The organism is Schaalia odontolytica (assembly GCF_005696695.1).
Classification (GTDB): Bacteria; Actinomycetota; Actinomycetes; order Actinomycetales; family Actinomycetaceae; genus Pauljensenia; species Pauljensenia odontolytica_C.
This window is the reverse complement of sequence record NZ_CP040006.1, coordinates 68,552-89,753: the sequence shown is the minus strand read 5'-3', so window position 1 is coordinate 89,753 and position 21,202 is coordinate 68,552. Positions and strand designations below refer to the sequence as shown.

20 protein-coding genes and 1 pseudogene are annotated in these 21,202 nt (G+C 67.9%); 10 read left to right on the top strand and 11 right to left on the bottom strand.

All coding sequences use genetic code 11. The annotated features are described in order from the left end of the window. Positions 1–91: 91 nt before the first annotated feature. Both FBF35_RS00370 and FBF35_RS00365 read right to left on the bottom strand, forming a co-directional pair. Positions 92–1,459 carry an ABC transporter permease gene (locus FBF35_RS00370; RefSeq protein WP_060566104.1) on the bottom strand — a complete coding sequence of 456 codons (1,368 nt, stop codon included), beginning with the start codon at positions 1,457–1,459 and terminating at the stop codon, positions 92–94. Then, a complete protein-coding gene (locus tag FBF35_RS00365; RefSeq protein ID WP_060566103.1) occupies positions 1,456–2,181 on the bottom strand; it encodes an ABC transporter ATP-binding protein in 726 nt (241 codons plus the stop codon). The genes FBF35_RS00370 and FBF35_RS00365 overlap by 4 nt, the downstream gene beginning before the upstream one ends. Positions 2,182–2,422: 241 nt before the next feature. Between FBF35_RS00365 and FBF35_RS00360 the strand changes: the two genes are divergently transcribed. The 8 genes from FBF35_RS00360 (at position 2,423) to FBF35_RS00330 (ending at position 9,193) form a co-directional block, all read left to right on the top strand. After that, positions 2,423–2,659 carry a hypothetical protein gene (locus tag FBF35_RS00360; RefSeq protein ID WP_060566102.1) on the top strand — a complete coding sequence of 79 codons (237 nt, stop codon included), beginning with the start codon at positions 2,423–2,425 and terminating at the stop codon, positions 2,657–2,659. Positions 2,660–2,790: 131 nt separating this feature from the next. Beyond that, entirely contained in the window at positions 2,791–4,257 is a 1,467-nt protein-coding gene (locus FBF35_RS00355) for an adenosylhomocysteinase (RefSeq protein ID WP_060566101.1), read from the top strand. A gap of 83 nt (positions 4,258–4,340) precedes the next feature. Next, complete coding sequence (locus FBF35_RS00350) at positions 4,341–5,633, top strand: amidohydrolase family protein (protein ID WP_060566100.1); 1,293 nt, start codon at positions 4,341–4,343, stop codon at positions 5,631–5,633. Positions 5,634–5,686: 53 nt separating this feature from the next. Then, positions 5,687–6,136, top strand: coding sequence for a cupin domain-containing protein (locus FBF35_RS00345; RefSeq protein WP_060566099.1), 450 nt, complete (start codon positions 5,687–5,689; stop codon positions 6,134–6,136). A 144-nt stretch (positions 6,137–6,280) separates the two neighbouring features. Further along, positions 6,281–6,433, top strand: coding sequence for a hypothetical protein (locus tag FBF35_RS10455; RefSeq protein ID WP_003797040.1), 153 nt, complete (start codon positions 6,281–6,283; stop codon positions 6,431–6,433). Between the two features lie 232 nt (positions 6,434–6,665). After that, positions 6,666–7,529 (top strand): ABC transporter substrate-binding protein, encoded by an 864-nt coding sequence (locus tag FBF35_RS00340; RefSeq protein ID WP_060566098.1) that lies wholly within the window; start codon positions 6,666–6,668, stop codon positions 7,527–7,529. Between the two features lie 12 nt (positions 7,530–7,541). Next, positions 7,542–8,414: an amino acid ABC transporter permease gene (locus FBF35_RS00335; RefSeq protein ID WP_003797044.1), complete on the top strand. Its 873-nt coding sequence runs from the start codon at positions 7,542–7,544 to the stop codon at positions 8,412–8,414. Next, positions 8,414–9,193, top strand: a complete 780-nt coding sequence (locus tag FBF35_RS00330) for an amino acid ABC transporter ATP-binding protein (RefSeq protein ID WP_060566097.1) — start codon at positions 8,414–8,416, stop codon at positions 9,191–9,193. Before FBF35_RS00335 ends, FBF35_RS00330 begins: the two co-directional genes overlap by 1 nt. A 115-nt stretch (positions 9,194–9,308) precedes the next feature. Here the strand turns inward: FBF35_RS00330 and FBF35_RS00325 are convergent, their stop codons facing one another. Together FBF35_RS00325 and FBF35_RS00320 are read right to left on the bottom strand one after the other, a co-directional pair. Further along, positions 9,309–9,728 carry a hypothetical protein gene (locus FBF35_RS00325; RefSeq protein ID WP_060566096.1) on the bottom strand — a complete coding sequence of 140 codons (420 nt, stop codon included), beginning with the start codon at positions 9,726–9,728 and terminating at the stop codon, positions 9,309–9,311. A 59-nt stretch (positions 9,729–9,787) separates the two neighbouring features. Further along, positions 9,788–10,723: an alpha/beta fold hydrolase gene (locus tag FBF35_RS00320; protein WP_060566095.1), complete on the bottom strand. Its 936-nt coding sequence runs from the start codon at positions 10,721–10,723 to the stop codon at positions 9,788–9,790. Between the two features lie 23 nt (positions 10,724–10,746). Between FBF35_RS00320 and FBF35_RS00315 the strand changes: the two are divergent. Next, a pseudogene (locus tag FBF35_RS00315) lies at positions 10,747–11,483 on the top strand (NADPH-dependent oxidoreductase). A 109-nt stretch (positions 11,484–11,592) separates the two neighbouring features. Next, positions 11,593–12,246 (top strand): hypothetical protein, encoded by a 654-nt coding sequence (locus tag FBF35_RS00310; protein WP_060566094.1) that lies wholly within the window; start codon positions 11,593–11,595, stop codon positions 12,244–12,246. Between the two features lie 63 nt (positions 12,247–12,309). Here the strand turns inward: FBF35_RS00310 and FBF35_RS00305 are convergent, their stop codons facing one another. From FBF35_RS00305 to FBF35_RS00265, 7 genes are all read right to left on the bottom strand, one after another. Beyond that, positions 12,310–12,780 carry a response regulator gene (locus tag FBF35_RS00305; RefSeq protein WP_060566093.1) on the bottom strand — a complete coding sequence of 157 codons (471 nt, stop codon included), beginning with the start codon at positions 12,778–12,780 and terminating at the stop codon, positions 12,310–12,312. After that, on the bottom strand, positions 12,777–14,864 hold the full coding sequence (locus tag FBF35_RS00300; RefSeq protein ID WP_060566415.1) for a sensor histidine kinase: 2,088 nt from the start codon (positions 14,862–14,864) through the stop codon (positions 12,777–12,779). Before FBF35_RS00300 ends, FBF35_RS00305 begins: the two co-directional genes overlap by 4 nt. Positions 14,865–14,883: 19 nt before the next feature. Next, positions 14,884–16,296 (bottom strand): SLC13 family permease, encoded by a 1,413-nt coding sequence (locus tag FBF35_RS00295; RefSeq protein WP_060566414.1) that lies wholly within the window; start codon positions 16,294–16,296, stop codon positions 14,884–14,886. 579 nt (positions 16,297–16,875) lie between these two features. After that, the gene (locus FBF35_RS00280; protein ID WP_060566092.1) at positions 16,876–18,780 is read right to left on the bottom strand and encodes a heavy metal translocating P-type ATPase; all 1,905 of its coding nucleotides are present in this window, start codon (positions 18,778–18,780) and stop codon (positions 16,876–16,878) included. After that, on the bottom strand, positions 18,777–19,145 hold the full coding sequence (locus FBF35_RS00275; RefSeq protein WP_007588138.1) for an ArsR/SmtB family transcription factor: 369 nt from the start codon (positions 19,143–19,145) through the stop codon (positions 18,777–18,779). The genes FBF35_RS00280 and FBF35_RS00275 overlap by 4 nt, the downstream gene beginning before the upstream one ends. A gap of 139 nt (positions 19,146–19,284) precedes the next feature. Further along, entirely contained in the window at positions 19,285–19,647 is a 363-nt protein-coding gene (locus FBF35_RS10450; protein ID WP_187348955.1) for a hypothetical protein, read from the bottom strand. A gap of 290 nt (positions 19,648–19,937) precedes the next feature. Continuing rightward, positions 19,938–21,017, bottom strand: coding sequence for an LLM class flavin-dependent oxidoreductase (locus tag FBF35_RS00265; RefSeq protein WP_060566091.1), 1,080 nt, complete (start codon positions 21,015–21,017; stop codon positions 19,938–19,940). Between the last annotated feature and the right edge of the window lie 185 nt (positions 21,018–21,202).

The following is a 21,202-nucleotide window of genomic DNA, read 5'->3' as shown; positions in this document are numbered from 1 at the left end:
CAATATCGCTCAATTTGAGCGCGACTCGGCCCCGGCCTCGTCGATAGGGGGACGAGGCCGGGGCCACGACATGCGTAAACGCTGGAGAGGACTACTCGCGCCCCTCGCGCACGCCCGACAGGATGCGGCGGCGCAGCGGGACGGTCGCCTCGGAGGCAACGACGATGAGCATGACGCCCGCAATCGATGAGGCGAGCGCAATGAGGACACCCTTTCCGGCACCCGCCGCAAGCATCGGCGACATGAACACCATGCCGAGCAGCATCGAGCCAACGATCATGACGAACGCGGGAATCGCGACCTCGAGGCGACGGCTGCGGTCCATAAAGCCGCGCGGGGACCCCATGTAGGACAGGGCTCGTACCTGGTCGGCGGAGTCGAGGACGCGGATCGCCTGGTTGACCGCGGTCGACACGGCGCCCAGCGCGAGGGTGATCGCGAAGGTCAGCAACATGCCTCTGTTGATGTCGCCGATGACGATAAGCGCGACCTCATCGGTCCTGTCCCCGCTCATCGAGATCGAATCACTCGCCGGATACATGATGCCCACGAGGAACCCAACGAGGGCCACCGCCCCGAAGGAGCGCCACACAGCGCGCGGGTCGTCGGCCATGCGACGCCCGGCCACCATCATCTGGGGACTGCGCGAGGCCCGAGCCATGATGCGCCCCATGAGACTGATCGACCAGATGCCCACCAGGTTGACGATCAGGAAGATCGCGCCCATGAAGCCCAGGAATACGGCCATGCCGATAGCAGTTCCCAGGTTCATCGCGAGGGTGCCGACGCTCAGCCACACCACGAGGAGAACCAGGCCGAGGACGGGGCCGACCGCGCTCACGCGGCCCGCCTGCGTGCGACGCGCGACGCCCAGGGGGGTGATCGCAACCTTGCGCATGGCCAGCCACGAGGACAGGGCGGCCAGGACGATCATGGCAAGTCCCTCGACGAGGAGGGCCACAACCCCCACCCACATCTCGCCGGCCCCCATCGGGCGGCCCTGGAAGGACAGCGCACCCCACGCGGGCAGCGTCACGGCGTACAGGATCGAGCCGACGACGACGCCGACAACCGCAAACACACAGGTTTCGAGGATGCAGGCGAGCTTCGTCTTGCCCGGCGCGAGGCCGACGAGGCGCAGGACCGCGAGGTCGCGCTCGCGCCGACTCATGCCCAGGCGCGCAGCCGCTGCCCCCATCGAAATGATGGGGACGATGAGCAGGGTGGCCGCGAAGTACGCAAGCATCACGTAGAACGAGGCCATCCCGTCGAGGCTTGAGGGGTCGTCGGCCGTGGCGGACGCAGCGGCGACGGCAGCCCTCGCCCCGAAGGCCATGACGCCGCCCGTGACCGCGAGCAGGAACGCGTGCGGCAGGGCAAAGGCCGCGACCGTGAGGACGGACGTTGCCCGGTCACGCGACCGCAGGAGCGCCCCGGCGGCGGTGCGTACCGCGCTCATCGGGCCACCCCCTGGTTGGGGGTTCCACTGCCTCGTGCCTCGAGGGAGATGCGGCCATCGCGCACGTGGATAGTGTGCGGCAGGCGCGCGGCGACGGCGGGGTCGTGGGTGACGAGGACAAGGGATGCCCCCGTGGAGGCGCAGGCGCTCGTCAGCAGGGACATGACCTCACCGCCGGTGGCCTGGTCGAGGGCCCCCGTGGGCTCATCCGCGAAGATCACCGAGGGATCGGTGGCGAGCGCACGGCCGATCGCGACGCGCTGTGCCTGTCCTCCCGACAGCTGGCCGGGGCGGTAGGGGCCAGCGCCGTCGAGCCCGAGGTTCGCGAGGATTTCGCGGGCGCGGGAAATAGCCTGCGATTTGGGCGTGCCCGCCAGCATGAGGGGCATCGCAATGTTCTCTTCCGTGGGTAGCTCGGGCAGGAGCTGGCCATCCTGGAACACGAAGCCGAAGCGGCGCAGGCGCAGGTCGGAGAGCACCCGCTCCGACATAGTCGTCATCTCTTCACCATCGAGCGTGATCGATCCGGAGCTGGGGCGCAGGACACCCGCCAGGCAGTGCAGGAGCGTCGTCTTACCGGAGCCCGAGGGGCCCATGATCGCCACCTGCGTACCCTGCGGGAGGGTCAGGTCGACGCCCGCCAGGGCGTGGACGGGCGTGTGCCCGCGCATGTATGTCTTCGTCAGTGCTCGGGTCACCAGACCCGCGTTGTTCTCTGTCATGTCTCCACGTTATTCCCGAGGCGCATCTCACCTCCATGAGGGAGTGCCCTGGTTGGCCCCTGAAAGCCCCCCAATCATTGACCGAGATGGCGGAAATCACCGATTCTAACGGCCTTCGTCTAACCCTTACACCAGCATGCGGGACTGTGTTCCCACACCCCAGGCCACCTAGACAAACGGCCGGTAGGATCGGTTGTATCCGTTCCGGTTGTCGGAACGGCACTACGCCAAGGAGAACACCATGGGTCTGGAAGATCTGAAGAAGCAGGCTGAAGAGAGCATCGAGAAGGTCGTCGACGCGGCCAAGGAGAAGGCTGAGGAAGCCAAGGACAAGCTCACCGAGCTGGCTGGCGAGGCCAAGGACAAGGCCAAGGAAGCCGCCCACGCCGCCCAGGACAAGGCTGAGGAAGCCAAGGAAGCCGCCCAGGACAAGGCGACCGAGGTTGCCGACGAGGCCAAGGACAAGCTCGGCAAGTGAACCAACAGAAGGGGCTGGGCCGCAGGGCCCGGTCCCTTTTGCATACCCGCGGGCAGGTACTCGAGGGCCCCTCAACGGGCCGCACGCACCCTCGCGGGGACGCGCAGGCACCCAGTTGCTACTTTTGACACATGACCCCAGCCCTGGATCCCCTCGCCGCCCAGCTGCTGCTACGCGCCTACGCGCGGGCCACGAACATGCTCATCGCGGGGCGTTCCTTCGCGACGGACGACCCGGCGTTGGCCACCCTGCTTCGCTCGTTTGGCGCCCACGTGCGCCCAATTGCCGAGGCCGAGGGGACCCCGGCCTCACCCCCGGTCGTCTTCGCGCTCGAGGAAGATGCGGCCCCCACGCCCGGGGCGATCACGGGCCTGGCGCCCGGAGGCACGTTCCATGCCGTCATCGCCCCCGACGGGCGCACGATCACGGGCCCCGGCGACGAGGGGCGCATCGAGTGGGCGCGCACCCACATGCCGGTTACCGAGGCGGCGGCACGCGCCCTGGCTCCCCTGGTGGCGGGCCGAAGCGTGGGACTCTCCCTCGTCCTGGAGCCGAAAACGGCCGCCCTGGCCCTCATGCTCTCCGAGGCCGGGGCGCGCATCAGCGTCTTCGGCTGGGCATCCGAGACACGCGAGGACGTCGCTGCCCGCCTGCGCGAGGCCGGCATCCCCGTGTTCGCGGACTCGCGCGCCTCCCGCGAGCGCGAGTGGGAGCTCGCACGCGAGTTTTTGGCCCAGCGCAGCGAATTCCTGCTGGATGACGGCTCCCACCTGATCCGCCTGGCGCACGATACCCAGCGCTGCCCCGGCGTCCTGGACGCGCTGGTCGGCGCGGCGGAGGAGACCACCTCGGGGCTGCGCCCCCTTCGTTCTTTCGATCTACGCATTCCGGTCCTGGCCTCGAACGATGCGCGGTCGAAGACCCTGTTCGACAACGCCTACGGGACGGGTCAGTCGTGTTGGACGACGATCCTCGACCTGATTGACCCGCGCGGCGTCGGTGCGCCCGTGGCGGGGATGAGCGTCGTCGTCATCGGCTACGGCGACGTGGGTCGCGGCTGCGCGCGTTTCGGCGCGGCGCTCGGGGCGCGCGTGACCGTCGTGGAGCTGGACCCCGTGCGCGCCCTGCAGGCGTCGATGGACGGGTTCGCCGTGGCCTCGCTGGAGCAGGCAGCCGCGAGCGCCGGCATGTTGATCTCCGCGACGGGCGAGCGGGCGACGATCCCGCTGAGCGCGCTGGAAGCGGCGCCGGGCGGCGCGATCGTCACGGTCGCCGGCGGCGTCGACGGGGAGGTATCCATCGACGAGGCCGTGGCCGCCTCCTGGGTCATGGCCGAGTCGGGCGATCCCCACGTGCAGACCCTGACCAGCCCCTCCGGCAAGACGCTGCGCATCCTCGAGCGCGGGGAGGGCATCAACTACACGGCGGGCGAGGGAAACCCCATCGAGATCATGGACATGAGCTTCGGCGTGCAGCTGGCATCCCTGCGCGAACTCCTCACCCGCGAAGGCGAGCTATCCCCCGGCCTGCACGACCTGCCGCGCGAGGCGGACGACGCGGTGGCCGCAGCTGCGCTGGGCGCCCTGTCCCTGTCGTAGTCGCAGGTCACGTCCACCGGTGGGCGGGTGCGCCCGCCCCACTTCTACACTGTTACTCAGCGTCCCCCACTGAAAGGTCCCCCATGAGCGACGTGGTCGTCTGGTCCGCCGGCATGGTCATCCCGATCACCGCCCCCTCGATCCTCGACGGCGCTGTTGCCGTGCGCGACGGGCGCATCGAGCACGTGGGAGCGCGCGACTGGGTCGTCGAAACGCTCACGCAGCGCGGCCTTTCCTTCACCGAACGCCACTTTGACGGCGTGCTGCTCCCCGGCCTCGTCAATGCGCACACGCACCTGCAGTACACGGGCATGGCGTCCGTGGGTGCCGGGCAGTACCGAGGTTTTGACGACTGGGCGCGCGCCTTCGACGAGGTCTACGACGCGGGCGGCCTGGACTGGGGAGGCGACGCGGCCGCCGGCGCCCGGCTGCTCCTGGAAAGCGGCACGACCGCCGCCGCCGACGTGGTGACGGACGCAGCCGCGGCCTCGGCCCTGCACGACGCGGGCCTGCACGGCGTCGCCTACTGGGAGGTCATGAGCTGGTCGAACGACGAGTGGCGAGCCCGAGGAGAACGCGAGGTCTCCGCATCCCTGGACGCCATGCCGACCCCTCCGGCCGTGGGTATCTCCCCACACGCCCCCTACTCCCTCGACGCTGAGCCGCTGCTGGATCTGCCGGACATGGCCAGGCGTCGCGGCATGCGCATCCACATCCACCTGGGTGAGTCCCACTCCGAGGCCGAATGGTCCGAAACGCGCACAACCGCCCTGGCGGACCTGTGGAAGAGCGAGCACTCCTCCTCGTTCACGGCGATGCGCTCGCGCGGCGGCGGCTTCTCCTCCACGCAGTTCGTCGACCAGCTGGGTGTCCTCGGACCCGACTGCCACGTCGCCCACGGCGTGTACATGCGCTCCGACGACCGCCGACGACTGCGCGCCCGCCAGACGGCCGTGGCGCTGTGCCCGCGCTCGAACCGTGTGATCGGCCTGGACGCGCCGCCCGTCGGCGCCTACCTCGCCGAGGGCAACATGATCGCGGTGGGCACGGACTCCCTGTCCTCCTCCCCGTCCCTCGACCTGCTCGAGGACGTCGCCCTCCTCTTCGACCTGGCACGAGCTCAGGGCTACGAGGATCAGGACCTGGCGCGCCGCCTCCTGCAGGCCGCAACCCTGGGCGGCGCCACCGCGATGGGCCTGGCGACCGGCCCCGATCGCCTGGGACAGCTCCAGTCGGGCGCGGTCGCCGACATGTGCGTCGTCGACGTGCCCGTCACCTCGATCGTGGAAACCATCGATACCGTCGCCCGCCACGGCGCCGGCCGCGTCGTCGAAACCGTCGTGTCCGGGCGCGTGCGCTACTCGGCCTCGCGCTAACTCTGTCGTTTCCCTTTCGCTCAGCCTCCCTTTCCCTTCGTTTGGAGCTTCGCATGACCGACGTGTCCCCGCTGATTGACGCCATGGGCCTCGCGCCCCACCCCGAGGGCGGCCACTACCGCCGCACGTGGACCGCGCCCGCGCAGGTGGATACGCCGCGCGGGAGCCGCCACAGCGCCTCCGCGATCATCTTCCTCCTCAACCGCGACGAGGAGGCCCGCTGGCACCTCGTCCACTCCGACGAACTGTGGATCTGGTCGGGGCCCGGCGCCCTCGAGGTGCACCTGGGAGGCAGCGGCAACGCGCCCGAGGCCAACCCGCGCATCGTCACGCTGGGCTCTCCGGCGGGCGCCGAGGCCTCCGATGCGAGCAACCCCGTGCAGGTCCTCGTGCCCGCCGGCACCTGGCAGCGCACCTTTGCCCGCGGCGACTACGCGCTGGCCACCTGCGTCGTCTCCCCCGAGTTCACCTTCGACGACTGGAAGCTCGCCGAAGGCGTCTGATCGCGATGGCACAATGTCCCACGGCGCGGACGCGCAGGGAACGATCATGCCACGGGAGGCCTTGAACGCGCGAGCACCCCGGTTCGGGCATAGGGTGAGACCATCCGCTCGACTCATATGGGCGGCTCGTTCCAAGGAGGAAACATGGGTCTGGAAGATCTGAAGAAGCAGGCTGAAGAGGGTCTCGAGAAGGCTAAGGAAACCTTCGGCGAGGAGAACGTCGAGAAGGCCGTCGAGGCTGCCAAGGACAAGGCGACCGAGGTCGTCTCCGATCTGAAGGACAAGTTCCAGAAGTGATCTGACGGGAGGGCCGGGCCGGCGCGGCCCGGCCCTTTCGCATACCCACGCGGCACTGTGTCCCATCCCCCAACCCCACGAAACCCCAACGATTCCAACGTTTCCCCAGCCCAGACCTCGTTCCATTGTTTCGTGCAGCGAAATGACGCCAGCGCATTTTTCGGCGCACCGATACTCTCATCGAGTCAGACCCGCCCACAAGGCGGAATCCCCCACGTCACCGGGAGGCCCCATGCGCCGCTCTGTCCGTTCCCTCGCTGCCGTTGCCGCCATCGCGGCCCTCGGCCTGGCCGCCTGCACGGGCGGCACGAGCTCTTCTTCTTCCGCCGACGCCGAGCAGACCTACGGCCCCGGCGCGCTGCCGACCGTGACGGAAGGCAAGCTCACCGTCGCCACCTCCGATCCCGCTTACTCGCCGTGGATCCTGGACAACGACCCGGCCTCGGGCGAAGGCTACGAGTCCGCCGTCATCTACGCCCTGGCCGAGGAACTCGGCTACACCGCCGACAACGTCCAGTGGGTGCGCGCCACCTTCGACGCGTCGATCACGCCCGGCGCCAAAGACTGGGACCTGAACATTCAGCAGTTCTCCATCACCGACGAGCGTAAGAACGCCGTCGACTTCACGTCCCCGTACTACACGACCACCTCGGCAATCATCACGAAGGCCGGCACCCCGGCCGCCGACGCGAAGTCCATCGCTGACCTCAAGGACGTGCTCATCGGCGTCCAGGCGGGCACCACCTCTCAGCAGTTCGCCTCCGATCACCTGGAGTCCGGCCTCAGCCAGAAGCTGCAGATGTTCAACTCCTCCGACGACACGGTCCTGGCCCTGCAGACGGGCCGCGTGGACGCGATCATCGTCGACCTGCCGACCGCGTTCTACATGGTCTCCGCGCAGATCGATGACGGCGTCATCATCGGCCAGTTCGACGACACGACGGGCGGCGAGGAGTACGGCATCGTCCTGCCCAAGGGCTCCAAGCTCACCCCCACGGTCTCCGCCGCTGTCGATCGCCTGGCCTCATCCGGCAAGCTCGCCGAGCTGCAGGAAAAGTGGCTGAACGAGGCACAGAACGTGCCCACCCTCAAGTGAGGCCCCACACTCATGAGTGACTACTCAAGTAACGCGGCGGCCACGCTCACCGTTTCGGCGGTGGAGCGTGGCCGCCGCGCTTATCGACGCAAGCAGACGGTCCGGTCGATTCTCATCTCCCTGGCTTCCACGATCGTGGTCGCGGGAGTCCTCATCGCCGTGGTCGTCAACTCCGACGGGTGGGAGGCCACCCGCAACACCTTCTTCAACGGCAAGTACTTCGTCGAGGCCTTCCCCCAGGTCCTGTCCGGCCTGTGGCTCAACATCCGGATCCTGCTGATCTCGGTGCTGGGCGTCGCCGTCTTCGCGACTCTGCTCGCGGCCGCGCGCACGCTGGCCGGTCCCGTGTTCTTCCCGATCCGCTTCCTGGCGGCCGCGTACACGGATATTTTCCGAGGCGTCCCCTTCCTGGTCGTCCTCTATCTGATCGGCTTCGGCATTCCCGCGCTCAACCCGACGACGCGCATCCCGACCGCGTTCCTGGGCACGGTCGCGCTGATCCTCACGTACTCCTCGTACGTCGCCGAGGTGCTGCGCGCGGGCCTGGACTCCGTCCACCCCTCCCAGCGTTACGCGGCACGCTCGCTGGGCCTGTCTCACGGGCAGACGCTGCGCATGATCATCGTGCCGCAGGCGATCCGCAAGGTCACGCCCGCCCTCATGAACGACTTCATTTCCATGCAGAAGGACGTCGGCCTAATCTCGGTCCTGGGCGCGGTCGACGCGATCCGTTCGGCGCAGATGGTCCAGGCCAAGACCTACAACATGACGTCCTACGTCGTCGCCGGCCTGCTGTTCATCATTTTGTCGTTCCCCTTCATTCGCCTGTCGGACTGGTACACGGCCCGACTGCGTAAGCGCGAGCAGATGGGAGGCACCGTCTGATGTCGGTCCCCACGATGAACGAGGCCTCCCCCGCCTCGGACAACACCACCCCGGTTCTGCGCGCCGTCGGCGTCGTCAAGCGCTTCGGCGACAACGTCGTCCTGCGCGGCCTGGACCTGGACGTCGCAGCGCACGAGGTCGTGGTCCTTCTGGGCGCTTCGGGCTCGGGTAAGTCGACGCTGCTGCGCTGCGCGAACCTGCTGGAGCGGGTCGACGACGGCCAGATCTTCCTGGCTGGCGAGGACATCACGGACCCGCGCGCGAACGCGGATCAGATCCGCGCGCGCATTGGCGTCGTGTTCCAGCACTACAACCTGTTCCCGCACATGTCGGTGCTGGACAACGTGACGCTCGCGGCCCGCAAGGTGCACGGCTGGAAGAAGGAACGCGCGCACGAGCGCGGCATGGAGCTGCTGGACCGCATCGGCTTGAAGGACAAGGCGAAGGAGTACCCGGATCGCCTCTCGGGCGGCCAGCAGCAGCGCGTCGCCATCGCACGCGCGCTCGCCACGAACCCGGAGCTGCTCCTCCTGGACGAGATCACGGCGGCACTGGACCCGGTCCTCGTCGGCGAGGTCCTGGACCTTGTGCGTGAGATCAAGGAGCAGGGCTCGACCATCCTCATGGCGACGCACGAGATCAGCTTCGCCCGCCAGGCGGCAGACCGCGTCGTGTTCCTGCGAAACGGACAGATCGTCGAACAGGGCCCGCCCGAGCAGGTCATCGATAACCCGCGCGAGCAAGCCACCAGGGACTTCCTGGCGCGCATTCTGCACTAACGACCGGGCGGGGCACCGACACACCACGGGTGCCCCGCTTCCGGTCTCCCGCACGAGGCAACGCAAAGGGCCCAGGATCCGCAGATCCTGGGCCCACAGCGTTGTCAGTATGGAATCAGTTGGCACCCTGGGTGATGGTCACCTTGAAGTCGGTCGTGATGCCGTCCGGATCGGTCAGGCTCACGGTGACCGGGTCGTCGTCCTCGCCCAGCGCACGCAGCGGGTGCAGGGTGACGACGTTCTTCTCGGACTTGCCGACCTCGAGGGCCGTGGGGTCAGAGACCTCGATCTTCCACTTGGCGGCCTTGTCGGAGTCGGCCAGCTTGATCTTCAGGTCGCGCTTCTCGGGGACCTTGATGCCGTGTTCGTCGATCTGAGCGATGGGACGCTCGACCGTCTTGACGTCCTTCGGGGTCACATAGGAGTGAGCGGAATCGGAATCGGTGGCGCAGCCGGTCAGGGCGGAGATGCCCAGGCCGAGCGCCAGCACTGCAGTAAGGATGGAACGCTTGTTCATAAACACCATACTAAGCATCCATCCTCACAGATATGCATCACAAGGCCCGTTTTGGGACGATGTCACACCCTCCCACATCACATGGACCAGACCAGCGCCCCCGACTCCACGTCCGCCCAGTAGGAGCTGGCTAACTCCGCCCACTGCTGCGGGAACTGCAACTGCGGGCTGTGCGTGCCCCCTCGAATGATGCTCTCGCGGGCCCCCAGGTCGGCGGCCTCCTCGGCGTACCACGAGGGCGGCCAGATCTCGTCCTGGTCCCCGTACAGCACATGCACGGGCACGCCCGTGGCCGCGAGCGCCGGGGTGTCGGGGCGCAGCTGGGAGAGGATGCGGGCGATGCCCACCAGGTTTTCCGAGGCCGTGTCCAGCGCGCGAATACGTTGAAATTCTGCCCATCCGACGCCGGGTTCGTCAAAGTTCATGTCCGGGAAGTAGGTGCGCAGCACCTGCTGGCGCGCGCCGGGGCCCGTGGGCAGGGGGTCGAGAATCGGCAGGGTGTTCATCCAGTCGTAGACAGCCCGGCCCGAGCAGAACAGGGTGACGGAGGCGAAGAGGTCGGGGCGCTTGACGACGGCCGCGCGCGCGACGATGCCGCCGAAGGAGTGGCCCACGAGGTGCACGCGACCCGTGGTCCCGGCCCAGGCCTCGGCGACGGCGATGAGGTCACCGACAAAGTCGCTCATCCCATACGCGCCCAGGCCGGCGGGCGCGGCGGACCCGCCCTGGCCTCGTTGCGAGTACGCGAGGACGTCCCATCCCGCCTCCCCGAGGAACGGCAGGACGGTCGAGTAGTCTTCCTTGGATCCCGTGTAGCCGGGGACGAGGAGCGCGCGGTTCTCCCCCGCGCCACCCGGGGCCGACACCGCCGAGATCGCAGGCGTGCCATCGACGAGGGCGGGGGCGCTCGGGCCGGTCAGCAGGCCACTGAGCTCGCCGGCCGGGGAGGGGACGGCGACGGGGGTGACGTTTGCTGCCAGCGCAAAAGGACCGAAAGGCTCTATCTGTTTCACGCACCCAATCGTAGAATGAACGCATGACGAACGAGACGATTGCGAGCCAGCTCGCCCACCGGACGATCCGCGCCTACAAGGACCAGCCCCTCACCGAGGAAGAGGTCACCACGCTGATGGACGTGGCGCGCCACACCGCCACCTCCTCGTTCCTGCAGTCCTGCACGGTCCTACACATCAGCGCGAGGCGATCGGTGCTGCCTCCGGCCAGCCCTACGTGGGCGGCACGAAGGGCGACCTGTTCATCTTCGTCGCTGACCTGTACCGCAACAGCCGCATCCGCGCCGAGCAGGGCGTCTCCTCGGAGGCCCTGGGGTCTATCAACCTGTTCCTCACGGCGCTGGAGGACGCGCTCCTGGCCGCGCAGAACGTGGTCGTGGCCGCCGAGTCGATGGGCCTGGGCACCGTCTACCTCGGCTCGATCCTCGCCGATCCGCGCCCCGTCGTAAAGGCGCTGGAGCTGCCGGAGCTGACCTTCCCGATCGTCGGCCTGCTCGTCGGCCACCCGGACCAGGATCCGGGCCAGAAGCCGCGCATGCCCCTGTCCATCATGACCGCGAAGAACACCTACCCGCGCGTCGAGTCCTACACCGAGACTCTGGCCGACTACGACCGCGAGGTCACCGAGTACTACGACCTGCGCTCGGGCTCGCGCCTCGAGTCCTTCTCGCACCTGGTCGCCACCAACATCGGCGTGGGCGGCGCGCACGTCTCCCCCATCATGGAGGTCCTCAACGAACAGGGCCTGTGCCTGCGCTGACTCTCCTTCCTTGACGAGGCCGTGGCCTCCCCTCGTGGTCACCTGACGACCGCCCGGGGCGCCACGGCCTCGTCGCATGCTGTGCTTGTCGCGCGCTTACAATGAGCGCATGGCTGAGCTTGGTTTTTCCACCTACGTGTTTATCGAGCGCATCGCCGCGAACGCGGCCGCGCTGCACCCTTTCCCGGAGCACAACGTTGCGCTCGTGCGGGACGCGCTGGCGGACGCCGGCTTCGACATCACGCTCCTCGGCCCTGACGTGCCGGAGGTCGGCGAGGGCGTGTACTTCCAGCCCGAGCCCTTCGACGACGAGGTCATGGGCCTCCTCGCGGACGCCCTCACCCTGCGCGGCATCGGCGCCTACGCCTACGCGCTCGTGGATTCGTCGCTGGGCGGGGACCTGGCGGACATCGCGCTGTTCACCCGCGTGGGCGACGTGTTCCCCCGCCACGGCCGCCATATCCTCATGACGCGCATGTATATTCAGCGCACCCCCACGGGCGCTGGCAACAAGGCCGTGACCTGGGCGTTCGGCTCCCCCGCTGACCTGGAGGAGGCGAACCTCCTACTGTCCCAGAAGTTCGACACCGAGCCAGTCACGGATCCTCGCGGGATGGCCGCCATCGAGATCCGCCACCCCGAGTTCGCGGCGGGCACGGCCGAGCCGATGGTCCTCCTCGACGAGATCTTCCAGGTGCTGGGCGCGGCCGGTTTCGAAGGCATCACCATGTGCAACGACCCGGGCCAGCAGGCCCAGGGCTGACAGAGACAACAAGGGCCACCGCGCAACCGTCGTTGGTTGTGCGGCGGCCCTTTTGTCAAGGGTTTAGCGAATTGCCTCCATGACGCGCACGCCGTCGAGCACGCTCACGTAGGGCAGGGGGTCCACGTCGGTCTCCAGGACATACTCGGTGAGCTGGTCGCGTACGACCGTGCGCAGCTCCTCGGGGTTCCAGGGCTTGCCGATGTAGTAGTCCAGGCCCGCCTGGTTGACCGCGCGGATCGTGTCAGACTGGTCGGCCTGCCCGGTGACCAGGACCGTGCGGGTCGCGCCGAAGCGCTCGTCCTTCATGAGCTCCACGAGGAAATCCACGCCCGACTTTCCGGGCAGGCGATGGTCGGACAGCACCAGCGCGAGCTCGTCCCCGTCCTCGACGATCTCGTCGATGACGGCCCACGCGTCGTCAACGTCCTCGGCGACTTCGAGCCGGATCTTGTCCCAGAACTGTTCAAGATCGCGCTCGAGTGCGTCGCGCACGTCTGCTTCGTCCTCAAGGGACAGGATTGTCAGGGTCATGATTCCTCCTCGTGTGGTTGGGCGGGCATCGAGATCCGCATGATCGTGGATCCCGGGTGAGAATCGATCGTGAGGGTGCCCCCATGATCGGCAATGATGCTTCGGACGATGGACATGCCCATGCCCAGGCCGAATCGGACGCGCCCCGCCTTGGTGGTGAAGTGGGGCTCCATAATCTTGTCGACGATTCCCGGGTCGATGCCCGGGCCGTTGTCGTGGATAGTGACGCTCACGCCCTCGGGCGTGGGACGCACGGTGATGCGGATGAGGGCCTCGGCCTCGCCGCGGGCGGGCAGCTCAGGCACGCCGCCCGAGGCCTCGGCTGCCGCGACCAGGTCGGCGTTCTCGTCCTCGATGGCCTCGGCCGCGTTGATGATGAGGTTCGTCCACACCTGCTGCAACTTAGCCGGGTGCGCACACACGGGCGGCACGTCCTCGTAGTCGCAGTCGATGCGGATACCGCGCACCCTGTGGGCGGTCAGGCGCAGGACGTCGTCGATGCCCTCGCGCACGTCCACGGGCTTGAGGTCCTCGGCATCCGGGCGCGCGTAGCCCTTCAGGGACTGGGTCAGCTCAATGACGCGGTCGCCCGCGGCGAGCACCGAACGCAGGGATCCGCCCAGGCGCGCCCCGGCCTCGTACGCGTCGATACCGCCCGGGATCTGCGCGAGCGCACGCGCGCCGTCCGCCCCCTGGACCCCCGCGCGCACAAGGCGCCGCGCGAGCGTGCGGTCACCGACGACGGGCAGGAGCTCCTTCATGAGGGCGCGCTCAACCGACGTGGAGCGCGGGGGCGCGGTGAGGGCGCGGGCCATCGCCTCCCTCGACGAGGCCGTGGCCGGTGCCGCGAGCGCCGCATCGACATCCTCGTGCAGATGCTTGGCGGCACGCACGAGGGCGGTCACCGGGTTGTTGAGCTCGTGGGCGATACCGGCGCTCAGCTCGCCAAGCATCGCGAAGCGCGCGCGTTCGACCAGCTCGGCGCGGGTGGCGCGCAGGTCCTCAAGAGTGGCGGCCAGGGCCTCCTTCTGGGCCTCGAGGTCCTCGGCGAGCATCGCGTTTTGCAGGTGAAGGTCCTCGGCGCGCATGAGGCGGCGCGTCAGCGAGCGGATCGCAAGCGCCGTCAGGGTCGCGCCGATCGACGGGTCCTCAGAGATGACGATCTGGAGCTGCTCGGTCGTCAGGCGCACCAGCGTCGCCTCGGTCGCCGTCTCGCCCGTGAAAAACGCGTCCTCCGCGCGGGCCAGCGACACGAGGCCGATGAGCGGTCCCGACGACGCCAGGTGCGCCAAGACCTCGCCCTGCGGGGAATCCCTGTTCAGCGACACTTGACCGTCGAGCACCAGGTAGACGGCGCCCACCGGCTCGCCCTGGGTCACCAGCTGCGTCCCCTCGGGGACAATCAGCCGAGGCCTCTGGCCGAGCACGCGCTCGACGCCGGCGAGGAGCTCCATGACGACCGCGTGCTCGTCGCGGTCCAGGCCCTCCAAGAGCGGACCCTGCACGGCGAAAGGCGGCGGATCGGCGATGAGCGAGCGGATCTGCCTATCCGAATAGCCGCACCCCTGCAGGTAGCGCACCATCGTCGAATACGCCTGACCCGACAGCAGCGGCACCGTCCACGGGGACTTCAAGACAGACGCGAGCGCGCAGGACTGCATGCACCGAGCCAGGTCGCGATGCTCGGACTTATCCGTCACCACCACCCACTGCATGCGCTGCATCGCCGGGAAGGTCCTCGCCCGGTCAATGAGCGCATCGATGTCATCGACCTCGGAGGTCACCAGGCCCATCAGCACGTGGTCGCCCGGCTTCAGGCTGGCCTCGTAGCCGGCCAGGTCCTCGATCCCATCGATACGGTCCAGACACAGGCCCGGGAAAGCATGCGCCAGATCCCTCGTCACGGGCGCGGCAATCGAGCGCGAGTCGTCGCCCACGACCAGCATGTGAATCGGGTAGCCGGCTCGGTGCCCGCCGCTTCGCACGTCCGTGCGGGCCAGCACCGATGCGTCCTCCGCCGCCGGCCCCTGCGTCCACCCGTGGGCCAGCCCCGGCCGGGGGCGCACCGCCCCCGACCCGACCATGGCCTCGTCCCCGGACACGTCACATCACCCCGATGAATCCCCAGGTCAGCGGCGCGATGAACGCCAGGAGGATGATGCCCACGACGCCCACGACGATGCCGACGATCGCCATCTCGCGGGTGGGAGTCGTGCCCGTCGAGTACGCGATCGCGTTCGGCGGAGTCGAGATCGGCAGGCACATGCCGAGCGAGCAGCCCAGGGCGATGACGATGGCGATTTCGGCGGCGCTCGTGGAGACCGTCGTCGCCAGGCCCATGCCCATGGGGATCAGGAGGTTCGCGGACGCGGAGTGCGAAATGACGTTCGAGGTCACCCAGCCCACGAGGGCCAGCACGAAGATCAGGAGGATGCCGGGGATCGAGGCCCACTGGATCGATCCGAGCATCCACTTGTCGAGGCCCGTAGCGGCCACGCCCGAGCCCAACGCAATACCGCCCGCGACCAGCCACAGGACCGGCCAGTCCAGGGCGCGCAGGTCATCCCCGCTCATCACCTTCGTCATCAGGAGGACCACGACCGGCAGGAAGCCGACGACGTTAGCGGAAATGTGGTGCAGGGACTCCGTCATCCACAGGAGGATCGTCAGGCCAGCGACCGAGTAGAAGATGATCGCGCTGCGCGACTTCTCGAAGCGCGCCGACGTGTCGATATCAAACTTGGCGTCGGTGGGGATGTAACGCCACGCGATGAACGCCCACGACAGCGCCAGGAGGATCAGCATGAGCGGGACAGCCGCGAGCATCCACTGCAGGAAGGTCACCTTCACACCCGCGTTCTCCAGGGCGCCCAGAGCGATCGCGTTCGGGGGCGTGCCGACCGGCGTGCCCATGCCGCCGACGTTCGCGGCGACCGGGATCGACAGGGCGATGCCGGTGCGTGCCTTGCCCTCGGGCAGGGCCATGATGACGGGCATCATGACGGCGAACATCGTCGCCGTGGTCGCCGTGTTCGACATGAACATACTCATGATCGCGGTGATCAGCATGACGCCCATGACGGTCAGGCGCGGCTTGCCCATGAATGGCTTGAGGAGCACGGCCGACAGGGCACGGTCCAGCTTGTACTTGGCGGCGCCATCGGCCACCATGAAGCCGCCCAGGAACAGGATGATAACCGGGTTAGCCAGGGCACCGAAGAACTTCGTGTATGCCGGGGCGCCCTCACCCACGCTCAGCAGCGCGTGGTCCGAAATGAACAGGACCTCCAGGAAAATGACGAGGACCGCCGTGCCCGCGAGCGGCACCGCCTCCGTCACCCACAGCAGAATCGCCGCCAGGAAGATGCCGAACATGCGCGTGCCGGCCACATCCAGGCCGGGTAGCTGCACGAACAGGCAGGTCACGATACACGCCAGCGCCGCTACGGCGCCGAATACCTTGACCGGGCTGATCGCCTGCTTTTTCTTGGCAAAATCTGCCGGTCGCGTGGACATATTCTGAGCGGAGCGCGGATTGATTGACACCGCGCCCTTGGAGCGTCGAGCCATTATGAGAAGACCTCATCGTCTTGCATGGATAGTGTCCGACCAGTGTATGCCAGCACACACAAAAAGGGAAACCGGGGTGGGGCATCCCAATGCCCCACCCCGGCTTAATGACGAGGCGCTGATCGACGCTTGACACCTCTCTCCCGATCACAGACGGCAAGATGCGATAACCGAGTCGCCTACTCCCAGTCACCGAACCGCGCGGGACCGGCTACTCGGCCCCGGCCTCGTCGATGTCGTAGCCCGTCGGGAGGGCACCCGGACGCGCCGGCTCCCACCCGAGCGCGGGGGCCACGTACTCCGCGAAGTTGCGGATAATCGACCAGTTTTCCTCGAATCCGAGCTGGTTAGGGATCGTCAGGAGGAGGGTGTCGGCCTCCGCGAGGGCGCGGTCCTGGCTCAGCTGCTTAATGAGCGTCGAGGGCGGTGTGGCCGTCGGCGATCAGGTCCAGGGCTGCGGCCTCCTCGGCGAGATAGAGGGGGTTCTCGTAGCGCATGTCTGAGTTATGGCGTTGGACGGAACACCTATTGCTTGCGGGCACGCGCAGCCCGCAGTCCGTTGGCGATGACGACGACTTCGGCGACCTCGTGCACGAGGACGACCGCTGCCAGGCCGAGCACGCCGGTGATCGCCAGCGGCAGCAGCACAGTGATGATCGCCAAGGACAGAACGATGTTCTGGTTGATGATCCTGCCGCCGCGGCGGGCGTGGCGCAGAGCCTGCGGGATGAGGCCGAGGTCGTGGCCGGTGAAGGCGACGTCGGCGGACTCGATCGCGGCGTCGGAGCCGGTCGCGCCCATCGCGATGCCCACGGTCGCCCCGGCCAGGGCGGGCGCGTCGTTGATGCCATCGCCGATCATCGCGGTCGGCGACGTCTCCGAGAACCCGGCGACGATACGAGCCTTGTCCTCGGGACGCAGCTCGGCGTGCACGTCGCCGATCCCGGCCAGCTTCGCCAGCGCAGCAGCGGTGCGGGAGTTGTCGCCGGTGAGCATGCTCACCTCGACGCCCTGGTCGCGCAGGGTCCGCACGACCTCGGGGACCTCGGGGCGCAGCTCGTCGCGGACGCCGATCGCACCGGCCAGGAAGCCGTCGACGGTGACGAGCACGCAGGTCTGCCCCTCGGCCTCCAGGTCTTCGACCCGGGCCTTGAGCGGACCGGCGTCAATCCAGCGCGGACTGCCCACCGCCACCCTGCGGCCGTCGACCAGGCCACCGATGCCGTGCCCGGCCTCCTCGGCCACGTCCTGCGCGGCGGGGGTTCCCCAGCCCGCGGCGGCGATGGCGGCTGCGAGTGGGTGCGTCGAGTGCTGCTCCACTGCGGCAGCCCAAGCAAGCACCTGCGCATCGTCGAACCCATGGGCGGCGACGATGGCGGTTACCTCGGGCCGGTTGCGGGTCAGAGTGCCGGTCTTGTCCACGGCCAGGTGCCGGATACCGCCGAGGCGCTCGAAGGCGGCCCCGCTCTTGATGACGACGCCGAACTTGGTCGCCGCACCGATCGCGGAGACCACGGTGACGGGCACCGCGATCGCCATCGCGCAGGGGCTGGCCGCAACGAGGACGACCAGGGCGCGGGTGATCCAGGTCTCCGGGTCGCCGAGCAGGGACCCGAGCACGCCGACGAGGACGGCGAGGACCATCACGCCGGGTACCAGCGGGCGGGCGATCCGGTCAGCGATCCGGGCTCGGTCGCCCTTCTCGGCCTGGGCCTGCTCTACCAGCTCCACGATCGTGGTCAGCGAGTTGTCGGTACCCGCGGCGGTCGCCTCGACCTCCAGCACGCCGGCGCTGTTGATCGCGCCCGCCGACACCGCTTCTCCGGGCGCGACCTCGACCGGGATCGATTCACCCGTGATCGCCGAAGTGTCCAGGCTCGACCGGCCCGAGCGGACCAGCCCATCGGTCGCGACCCGCTCGCCAGGGCGGACCAGCAGCACGTCGCCGACGGCGATCTCCCTGGCCGGGACCGAGGCGGAGGTCCCGTCGCGCAGCACGGTCGCGGTCTCCGGCACGAGCTTCAGCAGCGCGCGCAGCCCACCGCGGGCGCGGTCCATCGCCTTGTCCTCCAGGGCCTCGGCGATCGAGAAGAGGAACGCCAGCGCGGCCGCCTCCTCGACGTAGCCGAGGATCACCGCGCCCACGGCGCTGATCGTCATCAGCAGCGCGATCCCGAGCTTGCGCTTCACAACGAGATTCCGAATCGCACCGGGCACGAACGTGTACGCGCCCAGCAGCAGGCCCGCCCAGAACGCGACCAGCGCCGCGATGTGCAGCCCCGACCACTCCAGCGCCAGGCCAGTGCCGAACGCGACGCCGGAGAGGATCGGCACGACCAGGCCGGGATCACGCCACCACGGGCGCTCTACCTCCTCTGCCTCGTCCGCGGGACTGGTCGTCGGCTCGTCGCAGCCGCAGGCGGCGCTCACGAGGCGTCCCCCGAACTGCTCGCGGCGCAGCAGCCTGGCACCGAGCAGGCTGGGTCGATGCACGGCGCGCTCTCGTCCACGGCGAGGGTCACATCGACCAGTGCCGTCAGCGCCGCGGCCAGGTGCGGGTCGGCGATCTCGTAGCGAGTCTGGCGGCCCTCGGGCTCAGCGACCACGATGCCGCAGTCGCGCAGACAGGTCAGATGGTTGGACACGTTCGAGCGGGTCAGCCCCAGCTCGCGCGAGAGCACGGCGGGGTGGCTCGGGCCGTCAAGCAGGGACATCAGGATCCGGGAACGCGTCGGGTCGGCCATGGCCCGGCCGAGCCGGTTCATGACGTCGAGGCGCGAAGCAATAGTCAGCATGCACTGAACTATACAGCAGCTGCTGACCTAATGTCCAGTTGTCGCGGCTGCCGCACGCGCTGCGCGCACTTGCGGCGCTCGGCTCGGCCGGGCCGTCACCAAACGGGGGAAATGGCGTCATTAGAGGTACGACACGCCGCTAACCAGCTTCTAATGCTGCAAAACCCCCACCGCAGCCAGCCTCGTGCGCCACGTCGCCTACAAGACCTGGGCGCAGGGCCGATTGGCGCGAAAAAATCGCCCAGCACGGCCCCTTCAGCGGCATTTCCGCGAAAAGTTCGCCCAGCAAGCGTAAAAACGCCAATTTTGAGCCATTGTGAGCGCGCAGGGCGAACTTTTTCGCGCTCACGCACACATCAGGCCACGCCGGGCGAACTTTTTCGCGCAAGAGGAGCGACAACGTGGCGACTTTGAAACCGACAACACCACTGCGCGCCCCTGAACAGCAACCATTGAAACCGGCATCACCTCTGCACCCGAAAACTGCACCAAAAACACCCATTTCGCACCCACAAAGGCGATGACGGATTCAATCCCACACGAGCACGAGCGAGCAAAGGCGATGGCGGTTTCAGACAACCGGCCAACCTGGCTCGCGGGTTCCAGCTGCGCGACCAGCAGGTATCAATGTGCCCGCTACCCCAAAAACTCGCATGCAATTCCCCCGCGCACACTTCATGCTTTGAAATATAATCGTTGAAATTCCGGGCTTTTCACTCAGTGACGAACTGCAGGTGTCAGGGAATTGCATGTGAAACTGAGGATAGGGAACACGTCGAGGCACGGGACCGGCTACTCGGCCACGACCTCGTCGATGTCGTAACCCGTCGGGAGGGCACCCGGACGCGCCGGCTCCCACCCGAGCGCGGGGGCCACGTACTCCGCGAAGTTGCGGATAATCGACCAGTTTTCCTCGAATCCGAGCTGGTTGGGGATCGTCAGGAGGAGGGTGTCGGCCTCCGCGAGGGCGCGGTCCTGGCTCAGCTGCTTCATGAGCGTCGAGGGGTCGGCCGCGTAGGTGCGCCCGAAGGTCGCGATTCCCGAGTCGAGGTGGCCGACCTGGTCTCCCGAGGCGCTCAGGCCATACAGGCCGCGGTCACGCTCGGACAGGAGCGGGAAGATCGAGCGGGACACGGACACACGCGGCGTCCAGCCGTGGCCGGCCTCGGCCCACGCCTGGCGGTAGGCGCGCAGCTGCTCAGCCTGGATGTCACCGAAAGGCTTGTCACCGTGCTCGAAGACCAGCGTGGAACTCATGAGGTTCACGCCGTCGCGGGCCGCCTGGATCGCCGATGCGTTGGATCCCGCACCGTACCAGATGCGTGATCGCAGACCGGGCGAGTGCGGGAGGACCGGCAGAGGCGTGCCCGGGTTCAACTGGGTCGGGTACTGCTCGTGCAGGGGTGCGGCCTCGGCCATCGCCTTTCCGTCGATGGCATCGAGGAAGCGCTCGTAGTGGGCGCGGGCGAGGTCGGCACCGTTTCGCTGCTCGGAGTGGTAGCCGAAGGATTCCCATCCCTTGTAGGCGATTTCGGGGGCGCCGCGGGAGACGCCGAGGGCCGTGCGCCCGTCCGCGATCAGGTCCAGGGCGGCGGCCTCCTCTGCGAGGTAGAGGGGGTTCTCGTAGCGCATGTCGATGACGCCCGTGCCGACCTCGATGGCCTTCGTGCGCGAGGCAATGGCTGAGAGGAGCGGCATGGGCGCGGCCGCCTGCGGGGCGAAGTGGTGGACGCGGAAGAAGGCGCCGTTGACGCCGAGCTCGTCGTCGGCGACGGACAGGTCGATCGCCTGGTGAAGGGACTCGGCGGCGGTGATGCCGTGGCGGCCGCCGTTCGAGTAGTGGCCGAAGCTCAGGAATCCGAAGTATTTCATGGGTTCAGCCTATGGGGTTACGGTTGAATCTTCAACTATATGGGGTGTGGGATGCGAGATAGGCGGGCTGCCAGGGTCCAACAGTGGGCACCGAGCCAACATGGAGGACTTTTCACACGCACGCGGGCCCGATCGGCACATATTCGCATGCAATTCCCCCGCGCACACTTCATGCTTTGAAATAT

Coding starts and splice junctions, on each gene's coding strand:
- FBF35_RS00370 (WP_060566104.1), bottom strand. CDS start 1,459: ATGAGCGCGGTACGCACCGCCGCCGGGGCGCTCCTGCGGTCGCGTGAC.
- FBF35_RS00365 (WP_060566103.1), bottom strand. CDS start 2,181: ATGACAGAGAACAACGCGGGTCTGGTGACCCGAGCACTGACGAAGACA.
- FBF35_RS00360 (WP_060566102.1), top strand. CDS start 2,423: ATGGGTCTGGAAGATCTGAAGAAGCAGGCTGAAGAGAGCATCGAGAAG.
- FBF35_RS00355 (WP_060566101.1), top strand. CDS start 2,791: ATGACCCCAGCCCTGGATCCCCTCGCCGCCCAGCTGCTGCTACGCGCC.
- FBF35_RS00350 (WP_060566100.1), top strand. CDS start 4,341: ATGAGCGACGTGGTCGTCTGGTCCGCCGGCATGGTCATCCCGATCACC.
- FBF35_RS00345 (WP_060566099.1), top strand. CDS start 5,687: ATGACCGACGTGTCCCCGCTGATTGACGCCATGGGCCTCGCGCCCCAC.
- FBF35_RS10455 (WP_003797040.1), top strand. CDS start 6,281: ATGGGTCTGGAAGATCTGAAGAAGCAGGCTGAAGAGGGTCTCGAGAAG.
- FBF35_RS00340 (WP_060566098.1), top strand. CDS start 6,666: ATGCGCCGCTCTGTCCGTTCCCTCGCTGCCGTTGCCGCCATCGCGGCC.
- FBF35_RS00335 (WP_003797044.1), top strand. CDS start 7,542: ATGAGTGACTACTCAAGTAACGCGGCGGCCACGCTCACCGTTTCGGCG.
- FBF35_RS00330 (WP_060566097.1), top strand. CDS start 8,414: ATGTCGGTCCCCACGATGAACGAGGCCTCCCCCGCCTCGGACAACACC.
- FBF35_RS00325 (WP_060566096.1), bottom strand. CDS start 9,728: ATGCTTAGTATGGTGTTTATGAACAAGCGTTCCATCCTTACTGCAGTG.
- FBF35_RS00310 (WP_060566094.1), top strand. CDS start 11,593: ATGGCTGAGCTTGGTTTTTCCACCTACGTGTTTATCGAGCGCATCGCC.
- FBF35_RS00305 (WP_060566093.1), bottom strand. CDS start 12,780: ATGACCCTGACAATCCTGTCCCTTGAGGACGAAGCAGACGTGCGCGAC.
- FBF35_RS00300 (WP_060566415.1), bottom strand. CDS start 14,864: ATGGTCGGGTCGGGGGCGGTGCGCCCCCGGCCGGGGCTGGCCCACGGG.
- FBF35_RS00295 (WP_060566414.1), bottom strand. CDS start 16,296: ATGTCCACGCGACCGGCAGATTTTGCCAAGAAAAAGCAGGCGATCAGC.
- FBF35_RS00275 (WP_007588138.1), bottom strand. CDS start 19,145: ATGCTGACTATTGCTTCGCGCCTCGACGTCATGAACCGGCTCGGCCGG.
- FBF35_RS10450 (WP_187348955.1), bottom strand. CDS start 19,647: ATGGGTGTTTTTGGTGCAGTTTTCGGGTGCAGAGGTGATGCCGGTTTC.
- FBF35_RS00265 (WP_060566091.1), bottom strand. CDS start 21,017: ATGAAATACTTCGGATTCCTGAGCTTCGGCCACTACTCGAACGGCGGC.